Raw genomic sequence first — 23,774 nt, forward strand, 5'->3', positions numbered from 1 at the left:
AAACTCTTGCTCTTTTTATTTTTTCTCCTGTTGATAATATCTCCATAGCTACCCCCAGTTTAGTTATTTAGTATGCCTAAATTTCTAAATATTTTAACACCTTCATCTAGGTATTTAGCTGCTTCATAGTCTTTCTTAATCCCTATGTAGTATCTGCCTAAAAGTATAGCTAACTCCGCTGCCCTTTTCTCTAAGCCATTTACTTTAGCTAAATTAAATGTTTCTAATAATACAAGTTCTGCTTCATCTGCCATTTCTTTAATAGTATATACTCTATACCATAATAAATTTTGTTCTATTATCTGTTCAACATCAGTTCCATCTATTAACGTTTTTATTTCTTCTAATACTTCTTCACATTTATCAATTTCTTTGATTTTTATATATCCTTCACAAATATTTATCAATGTTTCTATTACATTAGTATCGTTATTTCTCATACGTATTTCTTTTGCAACATTATAATGTCTAAATGCTTCTTCTATATTATCAAATTCAAAAAATAACTTTCCTAGATTATTTTCAATTGCTGAAATATTTTTTTCTTCTTCTAATTCTCTATATACTTCTAATGTCTTCTTAGAGTATTTTATTGCATTTACTAAGTCACCTTTTTTATTATATTCTTGAGATAATAATAATAATGCTTTTCCATATTCTTCGCGATGTTGAACTTGTTCAAATTTTTGCTTAGCTAAAAACGTATAATCTATCGCCTTTTTTATGTCATCTATTTTAAAATAACTTTCAGCCATTTCATAATAAATTTCACCTAATAAAGAATCATTTCCAATATTATTATCTAAATATACCTTTTCAGCTTGTTTTAAATAACTTGTTGCCGAATGATATGCTTTTAAACTTAAAGTTATCTTCCCCAAATTTAAAAAAGTATTTATTACCTGTTCAAAATTATTTCTCTTAATAAATATTACATTTGCTGATAAATATAATTGTTGTGCTAATACCAATTCATTCTTTGCTTTACATATGTTCGCTCTTAAAAATAAATTTTTTGCTTTCCTATACTCTAAATCGTACTTTTCAGCATAATACAATGCATTTTCTATGTATTTTTCAGCACTTATATAGTCCTGATTTAAAATATATGTCTCTGCCATTTGTTCATAATATACACATATCTTCTCTGCCTGAGTTTCTTCTGACTCCATCAAATATTCTACTGATGTCTGTAACGCATTTGCTAAATACTCTAATAAATCCATTGAAGGATTTGATCTTCCTGACTCAACTAAACTAATTTGTCCTGGTGTAATTCTGTCTCCTGCTAAGTCCTTAAGTGTCATTTCTAATTCTTTTCTTCGCCTTTTTATCTTTTCACCTAAAGTAAGTATCTCCATAGCTTTTTTCTTCCTTTATCTACATTTATATTAATTACACATTCATTAATAATTATATTATAACATAAAGAAATCCAAAAAAATATATTTTTTGACTTTTAATTTCAATTATATTTAAAATAACTCAAAAAAACTGTTATAGAATTCTATAACAGTTTTAACCTTTTTTTTATTAGTAAATATAATCTAAAATATTATCGTATGCATCTCCTGCAGCACCCATAATTTTTCTACTTGTCTTTTTTATGTTTCTTTGAGTCTTTCTATCTAGCTCTGGTAAAATCATCATTCCCATTGCTACTCCAAAAACAGTTCCTATTGCTAAACTTTTAATTATTTTTCCCAAAAAAAACACCTCTCTTTTTAATTTCTAAAAGTAGTATGTGTATTTTTATTATAAAATAATCATTTTTTAAAGTATTATAGTCCTTAATTTCGTCAAATAAGTACATATTCCTTAACAATGTAGAAATTATATTATCCCTAAAGCTTCTTTAGCTAATTTATCTGCTAAATCATTATATTTATGTCCACTATGACCCTTTATTTTTTTAAATTTCACATTTATTTCTTTCATCTTATTTTGCATATATTCATTGTATTCTGAAGTTATTCTATTATTTCTTTTCCAAGTTCCTAAAGCCCAGGATTCAACACCTTGATAATCATATGCTATTGTTACTTCTTTAAAATTATTTTTAAGTGCGAATTCAACAGCCATTTTTGCTCCAAGAACTTCTCCTGATACATTTCTTAAAGCAATTGCTTCTTTGTCGAAACCCTCACCTTTATCTTCATAAATAATTTTGCCATCCTGTACAGCAACTAACCCATAAGAGAAATTTCCCTTATCAACAGCAAAACTACCATCAACATAAATAAATAGCCCCTTTTCATCTTCTGTAGCTTCAGCATCATCTTTAAATCCTAACTTCCCATTAGAATTTATAGAAATAAAATTCACCGCTTCTTGTTCCGTTGGAAAACTTTTATATATTGCTCCCTTAAAGCCTATTACTTCTTTTTTACATTCATCCCATGAAGTAAAAATTTTAGGTGCTCCTGACTTACCTCTGTAAACAGCATAATACTTCAAGTTCAATCATCCTTTCTTATTTATTCATATTATATTTTCTATAATTATCAATTTTTATATTTTAATTTAAAAATTAAATATTTTATTTATACTGATAAAACCTCTTCCATAACCCTATAAATACTATCAATATTTTTTGCTCCTGTAAAATTAGTTGCATAATCAATAACGTTTTTCAACACTATTAATATATCATTTTTACCTTGCCAATTTTCTAATACTACATTTAATGGAACATCTGTCATTATAACATTTAATGCAAAAACGCCTATTGCAATATCATCTATTTTCCCTATAAAAGGCACCTTATCTGGAATAATGTCACATGGCACTGCAATGTATGCTACAGCTGCTGATATAACTAACTTTGTTTTCATGCTTACTCTTTTATCTTTAAGTAATCTATATATTAACGCTGCAATATCTGGTAATACAAAGATATAGTCACTATATTTCTTTGCATTATTTGGCAACTTATCTTTTATCTTCTCTCTTCCTTTAGTATACGAATCTTCTGTTTTACTTATATCTTCTTCATTAAACTCTGGTACTTTTTCCTTTTCAAAGTTTAACAATTCGATTTCTTTCTTTAATTCTCCTCCTAAAGAGAATTTAGCATTTCTAAGTTCAACATTAAAAACTCCATAAGCACAATAAATACTATATATATCAAAATCTACATATGGTATATCTTTCAATAAATATTTATATTGAATAATAACCTTTCCTTTATCATAATTAATTCCTACATCACTTAGCGATTTTAATGCAAATTTTAATATTGTCTTTCTTATAAATGAAGGTATTCCTATATTTAATATTTTAAATCCAGTTAACTCCCCATTAATCAATCCATTTTCCATAGAATTCAGCTTAACTTTCACTTCAAAGTTTATTGTTAATCCTTTCGTAAAAGATCCTGAAATTCTTATGTCCTCTTTTACATCAATATTACTAATTTTAATTTCTTTAATCGCTACAAAATCATTATATATACTTATTAAATCTTCTCCTGTTAATCCTACATTTATACTTGAAACATTCATAGCTTGTCTCCCTTCTAACTAAACCTTTTAAACTTGTGCTATTATCTACATAATATTTTTCTATATTTATACATAATATACAGTATACTTTATTTGTTGGTATTTTTAAAGCATGTCTTCATATTCTTGCTATTTGAAATACCATTTAAACATTTATAAAAAACTATAAAAGGGACTTACAAAATTAATTGTAAATCCCTCTTCTCTATTTAAGCCCCTTATAATAACTAATTCCCCAAGTAATTATTATATTTTTTTATTTATTGCTTTTATATGATTAAAATACTGGAACAACTGCCCCCTTATATTTTTCTTCTATGAATTCTCTAACTTCATCAGAAGTTAAAGCTTCTGTTAAATCTTTTATCTTTTGACTATTTTCATTACCTTCTTTAACTGCTAAAACATTTCTTCTTTCTTTTAAGCTTTCAACATTCTTATCTTCGGCATAAAATGCATCATTATTAACATCAAGACCAGCTTCTAAAGCATAGTTACCATTAATTACAGCTATATCAACATCTTCTAATACTCTTGGTAAAGTTGCTGCTTCTAACTCTTTAAACTCTAAATTTTTAGGATTTGAAGTAATATCTGCTGTAGTAATTAATTCACCATCATTAACCTCAATTAATCCTGCTGCAGCTAAAACTCTTAATGCTCTTGCTTCATTTGATGGATCATCTGGTACTGCTACCACTGCTCCTTCCTCAACTTCATCTACTGTCTTATATTTCTTTGAGAAAGCACCCATTGGTTCTAAATGAATTTCCGCTGTATAAGTTAAATGAGTTCCATTATCTGCATTAAATGAATTTAAGTAAGCTATATGTTGGAAATAGTTTGCATCTATTTCTCCTGATTCCAATGCTGTATTTGGTAATACATAATCAGTAAATTCAACTATTTCTACTGTATATCCTTTTGCTTCTAAAAGTGGTTTTGCAACTTCCATAATTTCTTCATGTGGAACTGGTGAAACCCCTACCTTAATTACTTTATCATCCCCATTTGAAGAACTATCATTAGATGATCCTTCGCTATTTCCACACCCAATTAATCCAATTGATACTATTCCTGCTATTATTGCTGTTAAAATACTTCTTTTTTTCATTTTGAATTCCCCCTAAATTTATTATAAATATACTAATTAACTTAATTTTTTATATAAATAGTTTCCTAAACTTTGAAGTCCTTGAACCATTATTATTAAAATAATAACTGTAACAATCATTACATCTGTTTGATATCTTTGATATCCATAACTTATTGCTACCTTTCCTAATCCTCCTGCTCCAACACTACCTGCCATTGCAGAATATCCTATTATATTAATTATAGTTAATGTTAAACCTGAAATTATTGCTGGCACTGCTTCTTTAAGCATTACCTTAAAAATTATTTGAAGATTTGAAGCTCCAAATGATTTAGCTGCCTCAATTACTCCTGGATCAACTTCTTTAAGCGCTGATTCTATTATTCTTGCAACAAATGGCGCTGCCGCTATTGTTAACGGTACTATTGCTGCCGTTTCACCAATTGGTGTACCAACAATAGCTCTTGTTAATGGAATAATAAAAACTATTAAGATTATAAATGGAAAACTTCTAAGTACATTTATTATTACATCTAAAGACTTGTATATAAAAATATTGGGTCTTAATCCAGTTGGAGATGTAACAGTTACTATTATCCCTAGTATAAAGCCTAAAACACTTGCAAATAATGTTGAGAAAAATACCATATAAATAGTTTGTCCAAGTGCTTCAATTATAATATTTATCATTTTACTATCCATTTTATAACACCTCCAATATAATATCTTTAGCTGATAGATATTTCATTACTTCTTCCCTATCCTTTTCATTTATGTTTATAGTTAAAGTTCCTAAAACTTTATCTCTAAATTTCTCTAGCTTTCCTCCTACAATAGAAAAATCAATATTAAGTTCTCTTGCCATTTTTGTTATAAGTGCATTTTCTGATGAATCACTTGGGAAGAACAATTTAATATTAACTCCTTCTCTTGGTAAAGTATCATCATCTAACTCTCCTAAAAATTTCTTCAATGATACTTCTGGCCTTAGGAATACTTCTTCAGCTTTTCCCTCTGCAACAAGTACTCCTCCTTGAAGTAACGCAACTTTTTGGCATATTTGCTTAACAACTTCCATTTGGTGTGTAACTACTACTATAGTAATTCCTAATTTTTTATTTATATCTTCTAATAATGAAAGTATATCCTTTGTTGTTTTTGGATCTAATGCTGAAGTAGCTTCATCGCATAAAAGAATTTTTGGCTCTAACGCTAAAGCTCTTGCTATTGCAACCCTTTGCTTTTGTCCACCACTTAATTCCGCCGGCTTGCTTTTAGCCTTTTCAGAAAGTCCTACTATCTCAAGAAGTTCATTTACTCTTTTATTTATAAATTCTTTATCATATCCCCATACTTCTAATGGTAATGCCACATTTTGAAACACATTTTTTCTACTTAAAAGATTAAAGCCTTGGAATATCATTCCTAACTCTTTTCTTAATTCTCTTTTACCCTTTTCACTTAAAAGTTTTACCTCTTTGTCCATAACTTTAATTGAACCTTCGTTATAATCCTCTAAGGCATTTATACATCTTAAAAGAGTTGATTTTCCTGCTCCACTATGTCCTATAAGCCCATAAATTTCACCTTGATTTATATTTAAAGAAATATCTTTTAATACCTCTGTTTTTCCAAAACTTTTCTTCACATTTTGCATTTTAATCATAGTTGTCCACCTCCATATTACTAAACATCTAATTTTAGATAATAAAAAATGCGCTAGAGAATAAACTCAAGCGCGTATAAAAATCACTACTAATTTACTCTCTCATCACTCAGTTATAAAACTGCAGGAATTAGCACCAACGTCAATAGTTTTTAGTTTATAATTAATAGTTATTTATGAAATTTTACTAAATTTCTAAAAAATAAAAACATTTTTGTTTTTATTTCAACTATTAACTGTTAAGTTTTAACTATTAACAGGTTGCCGGGTTTCACAGGGCCAGTCCCTCCACCACTCTGGATAAGATTCAAATATTTAATTGTTTTGCTTTGTTGATATTAATATACATTAGTTTGTCTATTTTGTCAATAATTCCTTTAGAAATTTTTTCATAGATTCATGGAATAAATTAGAACTCTGTAATATCACCTTCTATTTTAATTAATTCAGCATCAGTATTGTCCTCCACGAAATCAAGTATTTTTTCTTGTAATGCGCTCAACACATCCTTTGAAGTTGCTACTGCACAAATACCGATTCCTATTTGTTGATGAATATCTTGATATTGTACTTCTGATACAGAAACATTAAATTTATTAGATAACCTCTTAGTCAAACTTAAAACTACCATTCTTTTTTCTTTTAATGAATGAACCCATTCAGCTCTTAATTCTAACTTCATTAATAATATCTTCATATTCCAATCCTCCAATTTAAACTTAATTACACAACTACTAATTACAAAACTAAAATTATAAAATAAATATTTAACTTTAAGCTAAGAATTAAAGTATACACAATAATATATTAACCACTTATCAACCATATATTATTATAGTATACCAAAAAGGCAATGAATTCTCCTATTATCCATTGCCTTTTAATAAAATTTTACTATTATTTTATCTTATAATACTAATTTATTTTTTAATTAATTCTATTGAATTTCCTTTAACGTTATCCTTCATTATTCATCCAATTTCTAATTCTAACTTATCCATACTTGTATCATTTAATTTGAAGTATGATTTTACATAAAAATCCAACAATTCAATTTTATATACCACCTAAGCTTTCAATTAAATTTATAAATTCACCTTCATCTTTTTTATCTAGAAATATATCTATCAAAGTCTTAGTAGGCATTTTAATATATCCCTTTTTTCCATTAATAAAAATATCTGTTAGTTTTTCTCTAAAAGCATTTTCATCATAATTTAACTCATTTATTAATTCATTTATTTCACATTCAGCTAATGCCTCTATCAGTTTTTCTCTTATTGCTTCATTAAAACTTTCTACAAGTTCTCTTTCCTCTTCACTTAATTCTGATGTATCATTATTTAATAAGCTAAAAATGTTCATACTCTCTTCACTCCATTATTTTATTTAATTATATTTTAATTCCCCATTAAGTAAGCAATTTTTATCTTATGTCTAAATTCATCTCTTTTACATAAATTGCTCTTTTAGATATGGCTCCATGCACTACCGTTATTTTTTGTCCACTACTAATATATGGATAATCTCTAACATAAAGAATATACTCTCTTTTCTTTTCGTAATCAGTTATATAAATTGCATAATAAATTCTAGAGCTTTTGCTTTCAGATTTTTCAACTATATCTGTACATATACCACAAATAGATGTTTGTACAGGAATTATTAATTCCAATATAAAAGCTATAGGTCTAATTATAAGAAGTAAAAATATTATTCCATCAACAGATCTATTTGAAAATATAGAAGCAACTATAATTATACTAATGATATCAAAAAGTTTAATTGCTGATAATCTTTCTGAAAACTTTACTTTTTCATAAGGATTAATCCATATTTTCCATCTCCACCATACGCTACTTTCTTGTTTTTTTAATACATGTTCACATTCTCCCTTTACATATCTAAGCCTTTCAGCATACATATTTCTTGTTGTTAAATATATAGCTAATAAATATACCTCTATATTAAATGCTGCCATCATTACTATTTTATCCCTAACAGCGATAAGAACGATTATCAAATAGATAATATTTAAATAATTCATATAACTTAATTTTTTATTTATAAAATCAGATACTTCTTCAGTAGCTTCTACCTTAATATTAGTCAAAATTAAAAATCCTACAAATAATAATAAAAATGTTCCTATATTAATGAAGTCAGTTTCATTAATTACGTTTAACCAATTATAATTTAACCCAGCTTTTTTTAAATAAAAAATTACTACAGCAAATAAATTTAAAAATATTAAAACTATTGGTACTAATCTTACCTCTCTCAAATTTCTATATCCTGACATACTCATCCCCCGTTACTCTAACTAACTTAATCATCTTCAACACAATATTTTCCATTATGTACATTTAATAATTTTTAACCTTAGATAAAGTAACCCAAGCTAAACTACTATCAAAATCTGAATATATAAATTCAGCTTTTATACCATTTATATTATCATAATAAATATATTCTTTTAACTGCTGTTCCCTATCTTTCCACTTTTCTTTATAATTATATCCAAGTATCTCTGACACTTCATATATATAGCTTAAATTTCTTTTATTATTTATAGATATAACTATCCTCTTCTCATCAAATCTTCCAAATAAATACTTAACTTTATTATCTTCTGAATCAATTATAAGTTCTTCAAATTTACACATATAGTCACCAGAATATCTATTACTTTCTGTATATTTTTTCAAATTAATATTTTGTATAGAACTTCCTATATTTAAATTATCAATAAAAACATTGTTTAATTCTGTACTTTTAAAACTTGTATTATCACTACAACCAGTAATAATTATTCCATAAATAATACTACTTAAAACTATTATTATAGTATTTCTAATTAAATCACCTGATTTGCTACCCATTATTTTCCCCCCATTAAAACCATCAAAATATATCTTCTACTATATTAACCATATTTTTTTAAATAAAAGAGGCTACACTTGCAGCCTCTAAATTATTAAACATTCATTTTACTCTTAATTATTTTTTCTTGAATTTCATCTTTATGACTTTTTGTTTGTCTTGATATATTAAGTAATACTCCTACTGCAGCTAAGTTAAATACAAGTGATGTACCACCATAACTTATAAAAGGTAAAGGCACCCCTGTAACTGGCATACTTCCTGTAACAACTGCTATATTAATTATTACCTGTACTGCTATTACTGAAATAATACCTGCTGCCAATAGCTTTCCATACTTGTCTTTAGCCTTCATAGCAACATCAATACCTGCAATAATCAATACAGCAAAAATTGCCATAATTATAATACATCCAACTAACCCCAACTCTTCTGCTATTATTGCAAATATAAAGTCATTATGTGGTTCTGGCATATATAATGCCTTTTGTTTAGAATTGCCAAGTCCAACTCCAAACAATCCACCTGATCCTATTGCATAAAGTGAATGAACTAATTGATACCCTTCATCATTAGCATATTTCCATGGGTTTGTAAAACTCATAAATCTTTCTCTTCTATAATCAGAACTAAAAATTCCCATGGCACCTAAAACTCCACCAGCTCCCATTAATGCAATTGTTTCTTTTCCATTCATTCCTGATACAAAAACCATAATAAATGCTACAAACATTATTATAGCTGCAATACTTAAATTATTCTCCATAAAAACTAATATAGAAAATACACCTGCGGCTCCTAAGTATATTAATGGAACTATCCAATTCTTTTTTACCTGTCCATACTTTTCAATCATCATTGCTAAGAAAAATACAATTATATATTTTGCAAGCTCCGATGGTTGGAAAGATATACCTGCTATATTAAGCCAACGTGTTGCACCATTAATATTTTCTCCAAACAATAATACTGCAACTAATGCCACAATCGTTATCCCATATCCGAGTACAGTGAACTTTTTCCACACATGATAATCAACCAACATCATTACTATCATTGCAACAATCCCAATAGGAGCCCATGTCAATTCTTTACCTAAGAAATAAAAAACATCTTTATGTTTATATAAGGCATCATAATAACTTGCTGAAAAAACCATAATTATTCCAATAGCAACTAAAGCCATAACAGAGCAAAGTATATATAAATTCACAGCTTTATATCTTCGCTTACGTTTTACACGTCTTTTTTTCTTCACATTTCCCTTTTTTATATTTTTTCCATTACTTTTCATATTACCTTCCTCAGAATATACTTATTAATATTCAAATTCTTTCTTAAGCGTTATAGTAACTTTTGTTCCTTTAACTACTTTATTACCTGCTGTAACACTTTGTGAATAAACATTTCCTTCTCCCTCAAATTCATAAACCAACCCTAAATTATTTAAGATAGAAGTTGCGAATTCTTCTGTATTTCCTTTTAAATCTGGCATTATTACTTGTTTTTCAACTTGACCACTATCTTTTGCTGTTATTGTAATAGTAGTTCCTTCTTTAACTGTAGCTCCTGGATAAGTATCCATAGAAACTATAGTCTTTCCATTTCCTTTTACTTCAGCTTCTAAATTATTTGCTTTTAATATTTCTTTTGCTTCTTCTATAGATTTTCCTCTTACATCAGGAATAATTACATTCTTATAAATTGAAAATCTTTCTTTAGCAAGTGGCGAATCCATATACTTAAATACTTCTTCAAATAATTCTTTCATTAATGGTGCTGCAACTTCACCACCATAATAAGCTCCATTACTTGGTTCATCTACTGCAATAAATACCGTTATTTGTGGATTTTCTACTGGAGCCAATGCTATCATTGATGAAATATACTTATCCTTTGAATAAGTTCCCGTTTCAGGGTCAACCTTTTGAGCTGTACCAGTTTTTCCACCAACATTATATCCTTGAACAAAAGATCCATCTGGACCATCTTTAGTTACAGTTCTTTCCAAATAACTTCTTAATAAAGCTGTACTTTCATCTGATAATACATCTGTCTTTATAGCTGCCTTTATTTCCTCATCTATAATTCTATTTCCACTTTCATCTTCATGTGAAATTTCTTTAACTATATGAGGTTGTATTAAATCACCACCATTTGCAATTGCATTAAATGCCGTCATAAGTTGTAATGATGTCACTGTATTAGTTTGTCCAAACGAAATTGTTGCTAAATCAATAGCTGATACAGTATCACTTGATTTAACTATACCAGATGCTTCCCCTGGCAAATCTATTCCTGTTGTTTTTCCAAATCCTAATTTATAAATATATTTATTTAATTTTTCTATTCCAAGTCTTTGTCCAATTTCCATCATACCAACATTACATGAGTTTTTTAATACTTCAGCTAAAGTTTGAGTTCCATGACCTTCACGCTTCCAACAATGAACAGTTGTATTTCCAAACTTAACTGATCCATTACAAACAAATATATCATCATCACTTACTAAACCTTCTTCTAATGCTGCTACCATTGTAACTGTCTTAAAAGTAGATCCTGGTTCAAAAGTATCACTTACCAGCCAATTTCTCCACATATTTTGAATTTGATCATTTTCAGTCTCACCCTCAAAAGATTCATATCCTTCATAAGGCGTATTAGGATCATAGTCAGGTTTATTTACCATCGCAAGAATTTCTCCATTATTAGGATCCATTATTAAAACATGAACTCCCTTTGCATTATGCTCTTCTAAACCTTTTTGTGCTATTTTTTCAGCAACATATTGTAAGTTTTCATCTATAGTTAATATAATATCATTTCCATCTACAGGAGGTGTAAATTTATATGTTTCAAATGGTAATCTATTTCCCCAACTATCATAGCCTCCGATTTTCATTCCTGAAATACCAGCTAAATATTCATCATATTGTAATTCTATTCCCGTTAATCCAACCCCTTCAGAATTAATTCCACCTAAAGCTGTTGATAAGAAATTTCCATTTGGATAATATCTTTTAACATCTCTTGACACAATTAATCCATATATACCTAAATCATCTGCACTATCTGCAACATCCTTTGTTATTCCTCTTGCAAGTCTTGCGTATGTTGCATCACTGCCATCACTATTTTTTTTATTTAATGCTTCCAAAATTTCATCATAACTTACTTCTGTTACCACAGAGGCTATTTGAGTTGCAATTTCCTCTTTAGTTACATCTTTATTTTTTATATGAGTTCTAATGGCATCCAAATCAAAATCAAGTCTATAAACATTAGCAGAAGATACTAATACTGATTCATTTCTATCTAAAATATCACCTCTAGTTGCAGTCACGCTGATTTCTCTTTGCCACTCTGAATTTGCCTTAGCTTCTAACGCTCTACCACTTACTAACATTAACCATCCTAATCTAATAACTAAAAAACCTAACAAGCAAAATACAATAGAATAAACTAAATTCAATCTCTGCTTATAGCCTAATGATTTTTTATCTTTTTTCTTCTTTTTCTTTTTGTTTACCATTCCTCTATCTCCCATCATAGATTTAACATATATTCCATTTATGTTACATAACTATTATTCTACTACATTTTGCTTTATATCAAAAGATACTAATATTAATATTCTATTTTTTCCGCGAAAATTTTATATAAAATTCATAATAAAAACCTCTGTAAACACTTTTACAGAGGTCTTTCTTCCAAAATATACATTTTATTTGCTATTATATTTTTCTTTGTCAATTTTATTAAAACTTTTCCCAACAGCAACTGCTGTAACCATTGTTCCATTAACATTTAGCATAGTACGTCCCATATCTAATATAGGGTCAATTGCTATTATTCCTCCTGCTAATGGGAAATATGCTCCCATTCCCATTCCTGAAATTGCTACTGAAACAGCCATTGTTGCACTTCCTGGTAGTCCAGCAATACCTAAAGATCCAATTACAATTATAACTATAAGCATTCCATAGAAGCTAATATCCATTTTAGTTCCTGACATATTAGCTAATGTAACTGCCATTAATGCAGGATAAATAGCTGCACATCCATTCATCCCCATATTAGAACCTAAACTTCCAACAAATGAAGAAATTCCATTATCAACACCAATTTTATCAGTTAGTGTTTCAATAGTAACTGGTAAAGTACCAAGACTAGAACGTGAAGTAAAAGCTAAAATCAAAGGTTCCATTGCCTTTTTTACATAAGTAATAGGATTTAAACCTAACATAGCTATAATTATTAAATGAATTATAAATACTATAATAATACTTAAGTAAAGTGCAACTATAAACCAAACAACTTCTTTTATTGCTGCTAGTCCTCTTCCTGCTATTGTATTCGCAAGCAATGCAACTACAGCATATGGCATAAATTTAATAACAGTCATAGCAAGACTAGTAATAATCTTATATGAAGCATTAACTAAATCAGTTACAGGCTTAATAACATCACTGTACTTTTTATTTAATATCTTCATTGAGTTACCAATAAATGCTGCAAATATTACAACAGCAACTACATTACCTTCAGCCATTGCCGCAACAGGATTAGATGGAAGTAATCCTCTTAATGTATCAACAACTGGAGTTATTTCTCTTATTTCACTTGTACTTTGAACTACATTTGAAGAAACCCCAAGTTTAAATAAATTTCCTACTATAATACCTACTATGGCTGCAATTGCAGTAGTACCTAGTAATGTAAAAATTGATCTTGTTGTTAATTTTCCTAGATTCTCACCAGCCTTCATATTTATAATAACTCTGATAATAGATACAAATATTAAAGGAACTACAAGCATCTTTAATAAATCCATAAATCCATAACCAATAAGTCCATACCACTTGTTTACTTCATTAATCCATTGAACTTCGCTTGGATCACTTGGCAGTCCTGCTACTAATTGTATTATTACTCCTAAAATTAATCCTGCGATAGTAGAAACTATCATTCTAGTTGAAAATTTAACTTTCTTTTTAGCCATAAGGTTTACACCAAATAATATAGCTACTAGTACAGCAATAAATGCTATGGTTTTAAAATTTGTTATCATTATAAAATCTGATAAAAAAGTATTATTCATTTTGCCCTCCTATATGTCTATAAATACCATTTATATATTACATCAAAATCATATATTATACTAGTTTAAATTATATATAATATACAATTTCTACTTTCTCTTTTTTATATTTATTAACAATTTCCTCTAATGTTATTGATTCAAAATAATCATTTATTTTTTTATTTATTTCACTCCAAATTTCTCTATTTACAAATCCCTCCATTTCATTTGCTTCATACTCCTTTACATCTATTAAAAGTAAATCACCCTCTAAGACTTTTAAAATTTCTCCTATCGTAATTTCATTTGGGTGTTTAGTTAAAGTATATCCACCTTGAGCCCCTTTTTTCCCAATTATTAATCCTGACTTTCTAAGTAATGAAAATATTTGCTCTAAATATCTCTCTGATATATTTTGACGTTCTGATATAGCTTTCAAAGTTACAGAACCATATTCTGAATTAATTACCAAGTCAATCAATGCAATTATTCCATATCTTGATTTAGTTGAAATCTTCATAAACTCACCTTCTTTATAGCATTTTAGATATTACCCACTATTCCTATCGGTAATATGTTAATGCTATCTCTTTTTTTATAAAATGTCAATATATTTATATTATTAGCAATAAAAGTAAAAAATATAGAGTAGTTAGTTTATTATTACTAACTACCCTATATTGATTTTAATTAATCTAGTTTATTTTCTTATTGATCATCTATTTTATTAATTCTAATAACTCATTAGGATTTTGAATAATATGATTTGCACCAGCATTTATTAATTCATCTTCTCCTCTAAAGCCCCATGCCACACCTATTGATTTAACATTAGCATTTTTTGCAGTAAGCATATCAACATCAGAATCCCCAACATATACGCATTCTTCTTTACTAACTTTTAAATAGTCAATAACTTCATATACAGTTCTTGGATCTGGTTTAACCGCATGATTAGGTCTCTGTCCATAAGTAATTTCAAATTTATCATCAAAATACTTTTTAACTACTTCGCCTGCAAACTCATCTGGCTTATTTGATACAACAGCAAGCCTTATGTTATTTTTCTTTAATTCATCAATCATACCACTAATGCCATCATATGGTTTTGTAGTATCTAACATATGCTCTCCATAATACTCATCAAAAAAGGCTAAAACCTTATTGATTATATCTTTATTTTCTCTATCAGCTTCTGGCAATATACGTTGAATTAAAACATATCTTCCACTTCCAACAAATCTCACATAATCTTTTACTGCATGTTCCTTATATCCACAACTTCTTAATGCATAATTACATGCATTAGCTAAATCCTCTAATGTATCTAACAACGTTCCATCTAAATCAAAAATTACAGCTTTAATCATTTTATTTCTCCTTATTGCCCTTGAATTTTATATTAACTTTTGATTTTTTATATCAAACAGTATTAATCTCATTATATCATAGTTTTTCTTATGCCTTATTAGTAAATACTTTTTTATTCAATACTCATATAACATTATATTTTTTTTACAGAATACCTAATTTTAATATTTCATTATCTTTTATTAATATTTCTAGTTATTTAGCCATTGAACAACAACTTAAATCTACAACTTCTTAGTACTAATATTCTTTTCTATATAGAGTAATGTTATATCAAAATGTTGTTAACAACATTTTGATATAACATTACTCTATACGCTTAAGTATCTAACATTATACACTCCTTCACTAAATACTATCTTAATTTAATTCTATATGTAAAAGTATTACAAACACTAAATATTTTTCAATTTTAAACATGAAAAATAAACTATTCTCTAAATAGAAAATAGTGTCCCAATAAAAAGCTATAAATTTCACATCACATTCTTAAATAAATTATTATAATAAGTAGAAATCTATCTTTTTTTATTTTATCTAATAACTCATATTTCTATAGTCCTTTTCTTTATATTTCCCCATGATATATATGTGCTAATTTTAGCTTTTACATTAATTTGAGAATATACTTTTTTCATTGAAAATATATTCTTTCTTTCATATTCTGTATTATTTTTATATTCAAAAGCTCTCCAACTTAAATAATGATCCAGATACTTACTTGCAACTCCATTAAATTTAATAAGCCATTTCTTCACTTTATTTGAATATGCCAAATCTATTTTTAACTCATTAATATCTTCTCTTAACTTTACATTCCTAATTTCATTTAAAGCATTAGCAAACATCTTTAATCTACTATCTTGGAATCCAACTACATAAGCTTTAGCATCTATTCTAGGTATAATATTATCTCTAATTTCGTAAAATCCTAAAAACTTTCTACCAGCAATTATTGAACTTATATCCATATAATCATTTAATGCATTAACAACTATAATCTTATCTCTTTCTTCCCCATGATATCCTCTATCACCTTTAAAATTTTCATATAAAACCAATTTAGTTAATTCAACATAAGATCCTATTTTTTTGATATAACTTTTTTCACATAAATCTGCTAAAAATCTATGTCTCCAAAAAAATGCCGTTACTAACGTAATTCCCATTTTAGCAGCACATTCTCTTAATGATAACCCTTTAATAAAAAGTTCAAAATATTGTTCCCAATTTTCTTTAAACTTTTTAGAATATCTAAAAGGATTACTTTTCTCATCAATAAATGTTTTACAACAATCTTCATTCTTGCATTTATATCTTTGAATTCCATTATAAAATCCAAATTTAATCACTTTTTCACTATGACACTTAGGGCATTCAATTTTACCTTTTTCTTTATCTTCTTTAGTTATATTAAAATTATTATTGCATTTTTTAAAATTTTCATCATCTTTTATGCTATTGACCAATGTCCTATACATATTAATCACAATACATCACCAATTGTGATTATTAACTTATATATATAATTTTAAACATTAATTAATAAAATTCATTAATTTCTTATTTAATGTATTCTATATTTTTTACATTAAAATATTTTAAAAGCTAATGCTTTTATATTTACATAAAAACATTAGCTCCTTATTACATTAATATATTAATTTTAATTTGAACTATCTTGCATTAATTTATATATTAAATCTTTTTATTGAATTAGAAAATATATTCACTCGCCTTAATAATTAAAATTGATTAAACATTATCAATACTTTTTCTTTCACCTTTAAAATTATTAATCTTATTTCTTCTAATTTTTAATTGTTCATTTAATTCTTCTAAGGTTATTTCCTTATCTGCCATAAGTACAAGTACATGGTATGCTAAATCACAAATTTCATTTACTATCTCATTTTTATCTTCACCTTTAGCAGCAATTATTACTTCAGTGCATTCTTCTCCAACTTTTTTCAATATCTTATCTGTACCCTTATCAAATAAATATTTAGTATATGACCCATCTTCTCCATTTTCTTTTCTATCTTTAATAATTTCAAATATATCTTCTAATACCATATTTAACACACCCTCCTAAAGAAACAACTCTTTTTACCTGTATGACAAGCTGCTCCATTTTGAATTACCTTAATTAATAAAGTATCATTGTCACAGTCTGTCCAAATTTCTTTAACTTCTTGAAAATGCCCCGAGGTTACCCCTTTATTCCATAGTTCATTTCTACTTCTACTATAAAACCATGTTTTTTTACTTTCTAAAGTAAGTTTTAAACTTTCTTCAGACATATAAGCAACCATTAATACTTCATTACTTTCATAATCTTGAATAACAGTAGGTATTAATCCATTTCCTTTTTCAAAATCTAAAGCTATTTTCTCCATTTCACACCTCCCATTAATTACTTCTCTTCATATTAATAAATCACATAACTACATTCTCACATTAACGTTTCTTTGTTTTAAATAATCTTTTACTTCTCTAATACTTAATTCACCATAATGGAATAATGAAGCAGCCAATGCAGCATCTGCCATCCCATCTTTAAATACCTCTTCAAAATCTTTTAATGCTCCACATCCACCAGAAGCAATTACTGGAACATTAGTAAGTTCACTTACCTTTCTAGTAAGCTCTAAATCAAAGCCTTTCTTAGTTCCATCTGTATCCATTGAAGTTAATAGTATTTCACCTATTCCTAATTTAGTTGCTTCTTCTATCCATTTAAGTGCGTCTATCCCTGTATCAATTCTTCCACCATTCACAAAAACATTCCAACCACTATTATCATCTCTTTTTTTTGCATCCACAGCTAAAACAATACATTGATTTCCAAAATAATAAGCACCTTCTTTTAATAATTCCTTATTTCTTACAGCAGCTGAGTTTAAACTCACTTTGTCGGCTCCAGCTCTTAGTATTCTCTTTATATCATCAATATTTCTTAATCCTCCACCTACAGTAAAAGGAATAAAAATCTTTTCTGATACTCTTTCAACTACTTTTTCCATTATCCCTCTACCTTCATGCGTGGCAGTAATATCTAAAAAAACAAGTTCATCAGCACCTTGCTTATAGTAATATTCCCCAAGCTCAACAGGATCTCCAACTTCCTTTATTCCTACAAAGTTTATACCCTTAACAACTTTTCCTGCCCTTACATCTAGACAAGGAATTATTCTTTTTGTATGCATACTTTCACCTTCAATCTTTTTAGGAATTTATTTTACATAAATCAATAGCTTCTTTTAAATTTATGTATCCTGAATAAATTGCTTTCCCAACAATTACACCATATATATTTAATTTTTTAAGTTCTTTAATATCATCACTTCCAGCCACTCCTCCTGAAGCTGTTAAATTGATTTTTACATTTTCACTTAACTTTTTAAGCATATCTATATTGGTACCCTTTAAAGTTCCATCCTTACTAATATCAGTTAAAATAATATTTTTAACTCCTAAGTCTTCCATCTTTTTAGAAAAACTAATATAATGAATCCTACTCTCTTGAAGCCAACCTCTTCCACATAAATATTCATTCTTACAATCTACTCCAACTGCAATTTTTTCTCCAAATTCATTTACAACAGTTTTAACAAATTCAGAATCTTCCATTGCAACTGTACCTAAAATAACCCTACTTACTCCATTATCTATTAAATACTTAATATCTTCATAAGTTCTAATTCCCCCACCAACTTCAACAGGCACATTTATCTCTTTAGCAACTTTAATAATTATTTCCTTATTGACTAATTTTCCAACTTTTGCTCCATCTAAATCTACTAAATGAATATATTCTGCTCCTGTTTCTTCAAAACTCTTAGCTATTTCTAATATATCTTTACCTACTATTTCCTTCTTATCATAGTCACCTTGATAAAGTCTCACAGGTTTACCATCTATAATATCTATAGCTGGAATTATAATCATACAATCAACTCCCCAAAATTCTTAAGTATTCTTAATCCAACTTCCCCACTTTTTTCTGGATGAAATTGTGCCCCATATATATTTCTCTTATTCACCATTCCTGGTATGTTAATTCCACCATACTCTGAATATGCAATTAAATTATCCTCTGACATATTTGTTGACATGAAGCTATGAACATAATAAACAAAACTCTCCTCGTTAAGTCCGTTAAATATTTTACTTTTTTTGTTTATTTCTAATCTATTCCAGCCTATATGAGGTATTTTTACTTCTTCATTTGGTTCTATTAGCTTAACCTCTCCTTCTATAAAACCAAGACCTTTTCTAGGCTGCCCTTCATATCCTTCTTCAAAAAGCATTTGCATTCCTAAACAAATGCCTAGTAATGGACATCCCTCATTAACCTTTTTATTTATTATAGGAATTAAGTTCATTTTCTCTAAATTATCCATTGCATCTTTAAAAGCTCCAACCCCAGGTAATATTAATTTATCCGATTTTTCTATATCTTTTATTTCCCCGGAAATACGACAATTAAAACCAATCTTAACTAAAGCATTATATACACTTTTTAAGTTGCCCATTCCATAATCAATAATTGTAATCATATATCCTCCCACAATTCTTTAATTTTTTTAAAGAACACCTTTAGAAGAAGGTATGCTATTACCTTCAATAGTAATAGCTTCTTTTAATGCTCTTCCAAAAGCTTTGAATATCCCTTCGATTTTATGATGATCATTTTCACCATATAAAACCCTTATATGCAATGTAATTCCTGCATTAAAGGCAACAGCTCTAAAAAATTCTTTAACCATTTCTGTAGAAAAATCACCTATATTTTCTCTTTTAAAGTCCCCTTCAAAATGCAAATAACTTCTTCCACTAATATCTACTGATACCATTACTAATGCTTCATCCATTGGAAGAAAAAAAGTTCCATATCTTTTTATTCCTCTTCTTTCTCCTAATGCTTCATTCATGCATTTTCCCAAAGCAATTCCAACATCCTCTATTAAATGATGATCACAAACATCAATATCTCCATCTGCATTTAAATTAATATTTATATTGCTGTGAAATGCCAGTAAATCAATCATATGATTAAAAAATCCTATATTAGTTTGTATATTACTTATTCCCTCTCCATCTAAGTCAATGTCTAAAATAGTATTTGTTTCATTAGTCTTTCTATTAATTTGAGATATTCTCTTCACACTTCTCCCTCACTTCACACATATTATTTCCTATAATATTTACAATAAAGTCATTTTCCAAAGGTGAACCTACTGAAATTCTAAAGCTATCATCTTCAAAATATCTTATTAATATTCCTTTATCCTCTAACGCCTTTTTTAATTTTTCTTTATTTTTTGTTCTACCAAAAATAAAGTTAGACTTTGATTTATAAAATTTGATTTCATCATTACTATTCTTTTGTATTTCATTTAATCTTTTATATAATCTTTCTCTTTCATGCACTATTTCTTCGACATTTTTTAATATCCTTTCTGGATGTCTCAAAACAATACATCCTACTAGTTGAGAAAATGTATTTAAATTATATGGAACCTTGCTTAAGTTTAAGCTTTTAATCAATTCTTTATTTGCAATTAAGAATCCTATTCTTAGTGCTGCTAATCCCCAGGCTTTAGATAATGTTCTTGTAACAACTAAATTTTTATAAATTTCTATATACCCAATCATACTTTGTCCATAAAATTCATAATAAGCTTCATCAACTACCACTAAAGTATCTTTAAATGATTCTAAAATAAAAATAATATCTTCTGAGCTTATTACATGACCTGTTGGATTATTAGGATTAGAAAAGATAATAACTTTTGGCTCCACTTTCTTACCATATGTTATAAATTTACTAACTGAGAACTCGCCATCTTTTTCTGTATTATATTTTTTAATTATCCCATCATTTAAAGAAGTATAAAAATCATACATTGAAAAATCTGGATTAATAGTTAATACAGTTTTCCTTTTAGTTATTTGAGTATCTATTATTAAAGAAATCATTTCATCTGATCCATTGCCAGCAATAATATTTTCTTCACTTACTCCAATTACATTTGCATATGCTTTTCTTATATCTATAGAATCATTATCCGGATATCTATTAAAATTTATTTTTTTTACTTCTTCAATAATCTCATTTAATTCATCCTTTGTAATATTTTTATAACTCTCATTACCATTTACTCTTATACCAAATTCATCATTCATTATCCCTTTATAACTTTTAATTTTCTTCATTATCTAATCTTACCTTTACAGAATTTGCATGAGCAGTTAATCCTTCTTCGTTTGCAAATTTTATTATCTTATTGCCATCCCTATATAATGCACGCTTTGAATAAGATAAAAATGATGATTTTTTTACAAAAGTATCAACTGATAATGGTGATGAAAATTTTGCTGTTCCACTAGTAGGCAATACATGATTTGTACCACCAAAATAGTCTCCTATAGGTTCTGGTGTATATGATCCTAAAAAAACAGAACCTGCATTTTTTATTTCATCTAAGTAATCTAAAGGATTTTCAAGTAAAATCTCTAAATGTTCTGGTGCAATTAAATTAGTTAGCTTTATACACTCATCAATATCATTACACACAATTATTTTTCCATAATCACTTAAGGATTTTTCTATTATCTCTTTTCTTGAAAGATTTTTAATTTGAATACTAATTTCTTTCTTAACATTCAAAGCCAACTCTTTAGATGTTGTTAATAAAATTGATGATGCTAATTCATCATGTTCTGCTTGTGACATCATATCAGCAGCTATATATCTTGGATTTGCATCATTCTCAGCAATAACTAAAATTTCACTAGGTCCAGCAACCATATCTATGCCAACAATTCCGTATACCTGCCTCTTTGCCTCTGCTACATATGCATTTCCTGGCCCTACTATCATATCCACAGGATTAATACTTTCTGTTCCAAAAGCTAATGTTGCAATAGCTTGTGCGCCTCCAATTTTATAAACTTTATTAACGCCACAAATTTTAGCTGCTACTAATATATTTTGATTAACTTCACCATCACTATTAGGTGGTGTTGCAATTATAATTTCTTTAACACCTGCAACCTTTGCAGGAATTACATTCATTAATACTGATGAAGGATATGCTGCCTTCCCCCCTGGAACATACACCCCTGTACTTTCAACAGGAATTATTCTTTGCCCCATATAAATTCCTAATTCCTTTTGATAAAGATAGCCTGTCTTTTTTTGTTTTTCATGATACTTAGTAATATTATTCTTGCTTTCTTCTAATATCTCTAATATTGACTTATCACATTTGTTGTAAGCATTATTAATTTCCTCTTCAGAAACTAAAAAATCCTTTAAATCTGCTTTATCAAATTTTAATGTATATTCTCTTAACGCTTTGTTTCCATTTTCCTTAATATCTTCAATAATATCTTCAACATTTCTTCTTACATCAGCTGTGTTATTTCTCTTTTTTAAACATTTTACAATTTCTTTTATACTCTTATTGTCCAATTCTATTATGTCTATCATATTAACCTTGCCCCCTTTAGTTTTATATAATAAACACTATTAGTTACATACTTCTCTTATTTTATCTATAAAACTATTTATTTCATTTCTTTTTAATTTAAAACTTGATTTATTTACTATCACTCTTGAACTAATATCACAAATCTCATCTACAACAACTAGACCATTTTCCTTTAATGTTGTACCAGTTTCCATTATGTCTACAATACCTTCACTAATTCCAAGTATAGGTGCAAGCTCTACAGATCCTTCTATTTTTATGATTTCAACATCCATTCCTTTGCCCTCAAAATAGCTCTTTGCTACCGCTGGATACTTTGTACCTATTTTTATATGGCCTATTTTATTAAAAATATTAGTACCTGGTAATGTTGCTACAATAAATTTACACTTTCCCATTCCTAAATCTAATACCTCATAGTAATTTTCTTCTTTTTCTAATAACGTATCCTTACCTACTATTGCAATATCTGCTACTCCATGTTCTACATAGGTAACAGTATCATTTGCTTTAACTAAAAAATATCGTATATCTTCTTTGGTATCATTAAAAATCAACTTTCTGCCCTTATCTTTTAATTCTTCAACTCCAAATCCAGCTTGCTCTAATAACTTAATTGCTCCTTTTTCTATCCTACCCTTTGTAAGCGCTATACTAATCAAATCACCCA

Annotated in this window: 26 protein-coding genes and 1 riboswitch; all 26 genes read right to left on the minus strand. The window is 27.9% G+C overall.

Going from position 1 to position 23,774, the window contains the following annotated elements:
* Positions 1 to 59: 59 nt before the first annotated feature.
* The 26 genes from TY07_RS12875 to hisG all read right to left on the minus strand — a co-directional run bounded on the left by TY07_RS12875 (position 60) and on the right by hisG (position 23,766).
* Positions 60 to 1,361, minus strand: a complete 1,302-nt coding sequence (locus TY07_RS12875) for a helix-turn-helix domain-containing protein (protein WP_042400621.1) — start codon at positions 1,359 to 1,361, stop codon at positions 60 to 62.
* A gap of 172 nt (positions 1,362 to 1,533) precedes the next feature.
* Positions 1,534 to 1,716, minus strand: a complete 183-nt coding sequence (locus TY07_RS18110) for a YtxH domain-containing protein (protein ID WP_154820551.1) — start codon at positions 1,714 to 1,716, stop codon at positions 1,534 to 1,536.
* Between the two features lie 117 nt (positions 1,717 to 1,833).
* Positions 1,834 to 2,457, minus strand: coding sequence for a ribonuclease H1 domain-containing protein (locus TY07_RS12880; protein ID WP_042400625.1), 624 nt, complete (start codon positions 2,455 to 2,457; stop codon positions 1,834 to 1,836).
* Between the two features lie 86 nt (positions 2,458 to 2,543).
* Positions 2,544 to 3,503 carry a YkvA family protein gene (locus TY07_RS12885; RefSeq protein WP_042400627.1) on the minus strand — a complete coding sequence of 320 codons (960 nt, stop codon included), beginning with the start codon at positions 3,501 to 3,503 and terminating at the stop codon, positions 2,544 to 2,546.
* A 277-nt stretch (positions 3,504 to 3,780) separates the two neighbouring features.
* Positions 3,781 to 4,617, minus strand: a complete 837-nt coding sequence (locus TY07_RS12890) for a MetQ/NlpA family ABC transporter substrate-binding protein (RefSeq protein ID WP_042400630.1) — start codon at positions 4,615 to 4,617, stop codon at positions 3,781 to 3,783.
* Between the two features lie 36 nt (positions 4,618 to 4,653).
* Positions 4,654 to 5,289 carry a methionine ABC transporter permease gene (locus TY07_RS12895; protein WP_042400736.1) on the minus strand — a complete coding sequence of 212 codons (636 nt, stop codon included), beginning with the start codon at positions 5,287 to 5,289 and terminating at the stop codon, positions 4,654 to 4,656.
* 13 nt (positions 5,290 to 5,302) lie between these two features.
* The gene (locus TY07_RS12900; RefSeq protein WP_042400634.1) at positions 5,303 to 6,265 is read right to left on the minus strand and encodes a methionine ABC transporter ATP-binding protein; all 963 of its coding nucleotides are present in this window, start codon (positions 6,263 to 6,265) and stop codon (positions 5,303 to 5,305) included.
* 99 nt (positions 6,266 to 6,364) lie between these two features.
* Positions 6,365 to 6,572, minus strand: a riboswitch (SAM riboswitch).
* Between the two features lie 102 nt (positions 6,573 to 6,674).
* Positions 6,675 to 6,962: a DUF503 domain-containing protein gene (locus TY07_RS12905; protein WP_042400637.1), complete on the minus strand. Its 288-nt coding sequence runs from the start codon at positions 6,960 to 6,962 to the stop codon at positions 6,675 to 6,677.
* 359 nt (positions 6,963 to 7,321) lie between these two features.
* Positions 7,322 to 7,630: a hypothetical protein gene (locus TY07_RS12910; protein ID WP_042400642.1), complete on the minus strand. Its 309-nt coding sequence runs from the start codon at positions 7,628 to 7,630 to the stop codon at positions 7,322 to 7,324.
* Between the two features lie 61 nt (positions 7,631 to 7,691).
* On the minus strand, positions 7,692 to 8,567 hold the full coding sequence (locus TY07_RS12915) for a hypothetical protein (RefSeq protein ID WP_042400645.1): 876 nt from the start codon (positions 8,565 to 8,567) through the stop codon (positions 7,692 to 7,694).
* Between the two features lie 64 nt (positions 8,568 to 8,631).
* The gene (locus TY07_RS12920; protein WP_042400648.1) at positions 8,632 to 9,147 is read right to left on the minus strand and encodes a hypothetical protein; all 516 of its coding nucleotides are present in this window, start codon (positions 9,145 to 9,147) and stop codon (positions 8,632 to 8,634) included.
* A 95-nt stretch (positions 9,148 to 9,242) separates the two neighbouring features.
* Positions 9,243 to 10,442, minus strand: a complete 1,200-nt coding sequence (gene ftsW, locus TY07_RS12925; RefSeq protein WP_042400651.1) for a putative lipid II flippase FtsW — start codon at positions 10,440 to 10,442, stop codon at positions 9,243 to 9,245.
* Between the two features lie 24 nt (positions 10,443 to 10,466).
* Entirely contained in the window at positions 10,467 to 12,680 is a 2,214-nt protein-coding gene (locus TY07_RS12930; RefSeq protein WP_042400654.1) for a stage V sporulation protein D, read from the minus strand.
* A gap of 192 nt (positions 12,681 to 12,872) precedes the next feature.
* Positions 12,873 to 14,249, minus strand: coding sequence for a cation:dicarboxylate symporter family transporter (locus TY07_RS12935; RefSeq protein ID WP_042400656.1), 1,377 nt, complete (start codon positions 14,247 to 14,249; stop codon positions 12,873 to 12,875).
* A gap of 70 nt (positions 14,250 to 14,319) precedes the next feature.
* Entirely contained in the window at positions 14,320 to 14,751 is a 432-nt protein-coding gene (locus TY07_RS12940) for an RrF2 family transcriptional regulator (RefSeq protein WP_042400659.1), read from the minus strand.
* A 199-nt stretch (positions 14,752 to 14,950) separates the two neighbouring features.
* Positions 14,951 to 15,601: an HAD family hydrolase gene (locus TY07_RS12945; protein ID WP_042400664.1), complete on the minus strand. Its 651-nt coding sequence runs from the start codon at positions 15,599 to 15,601 to the stop codon at positions 14,951 to 14,953.
* Between the two features lie 546 nt (positions 15,602 to 16,147).
* Positions 16,148 to 17,083 (minus strand): IS1/IS1595 family N-terminal zinc-binding domain-containing protein, encoded by a 936-nt coding sequence (locus TY07_RS17400; RefSeq protein WP_156327438.1) that lies wholly within the window; start codon positions 17,081 to 17,083, stop codon positions 16,148 to 16,150.
* A gap of 274 nt (positions 17,084 to 17,357) precedes the next feature.
* Positions 17,358 to 17,678, minus strand: a complete 321-nt coding sequence (hisE, locus tag TY07_RS12955) for a phosphoribosyl-ATP diphosphatase (RefSeq protein ID WP_042400665.1) — start codon at positions 17,676 to 17,678, stop codon at positions 17,358 to 17,360.
* Between the two features lie 2 nt (positions 17,679 to 17,680).
* A complete protein-coding gene (gene hisI / locus TY07_RS12960) occupies positions 17,681 to 18,001 on the minus strand; it encodes a phosphoribosyl-AMP cyclohydrolase (RefSeq protein ID WP_042400668.1) in 321 nt (106 codons plus the stop codon).
* A gap of 48 nt (positions 18,002 to 18,049) precedes the next feature.
* The gene (hisF, locus tag TY07_RS12965; RefSeq protein WP_042400670.1) at positions 18,050 to 18,811 is read right to left on the minus strand and encodes an imidazole glycerol phosphate synthase subunit HisF; all 762 of its coding nucleotides are present in this window, start codon (positions 18,809 to 18,811) and stop codon (positions 18,050 to 18,052) included.
* Between the two features lie 19 nt (positions 18,812 to 18,830).
* Positions 18,831 to 19,553, minus strand: a complete 723-nt coding sequence (gene hisA, locus TY07_RS12970) for a 1-(5-phosphoribosyl)-5-[(5-phosphoribosylamino)methylideneamino]imidazole-4-carboxamide isomerase (RefSeq protein ID WP_042400673.1) — start codon at positions 19,551 to 19,553, stop codon at positions 18,831 to 18,833.
* The gene (hisH, locus tag TY07_RS12975) at positions 19,550 to 20,164 is read right to left on the minus strand and encodes an imidazole glycerol phosphate synthase subunit HisH (protein WP_042400678.1); all 615 of its coding nucleotides are present in this window, start codon (positions 20,162 to 20,164) and stop codon (positions 19,550 to 19,552) included. Before hisH ends, hisA begins: the two co-directional genes overlap by 4 nt.
* A 27-nt stretch (positions 20,165 to 20,191) precedes the next feature.
* Entirely contained in the window at positions 20,192 to 20,773 is a 582-nt protein-coding gene (hisB, locus tag TY07_RS12980) for an imidazoleglycerol-phosphate dehydratase HisB (protein ID WP_042400681.1), read from the minus strand.
* Positions 20,751 to 21,824 carry a histidinol-phosphate transaminase gene (gene hisC, locus TY07_RS12985; RefSeq protein ID WP_042400685.1) on the minus strand — a complete coding sequence of 358 codons (1,074 nt, stop codon included), beginning with the start codon at positions 21,822 to 21,824 and terminating at the stop codon, positions 20,751 to 20,753. Before hisC ends, hisB begins: the two co-directional genes overlap by 23 nt.
* Positions 21,811 to 23,103 carry a histidinol dehydrogenase gene (gene hisD / locus TY07_RS12990; RefSeq protein WP_042400688.1) on the minus strand — a complete coding sequence of 431 codons (1,293 nt, stop codon included), beginning with the start codon at positions 23,101 to 23,103 and terminating at the stop codon, positions 21,811 to 21,813. The genes hisC and hisD overlap by 14 nt, the downstream gene beginning before the upstream one ends.
* 39 nt (positions 23,104 to 23,142) lie before the next feature.
* On the minus strand, positions 23,143 to 23,766 hold the full coding sequence (hisG, locus tag TY07_RS12995; protein ID WP_042400690.1) for an ATP phosphoribosyltransferase: 624 nt from the start codon (positions 23,764 to 23,766) through the stop codon (positions 23,143 to 23,145).
* Positions 23,767 to 23,774 lie beyond the last annotated feature (8 nt).

The sequence above is a fragment of the Clostridium saudiense genome (genome assembly GCF_000577815.1).
Classification (GTDB): Bacteria; Bacillota; Clostridia; order Clostridiales; family Clostridiaceae; genus Clostridium; species Clostridium saudiense.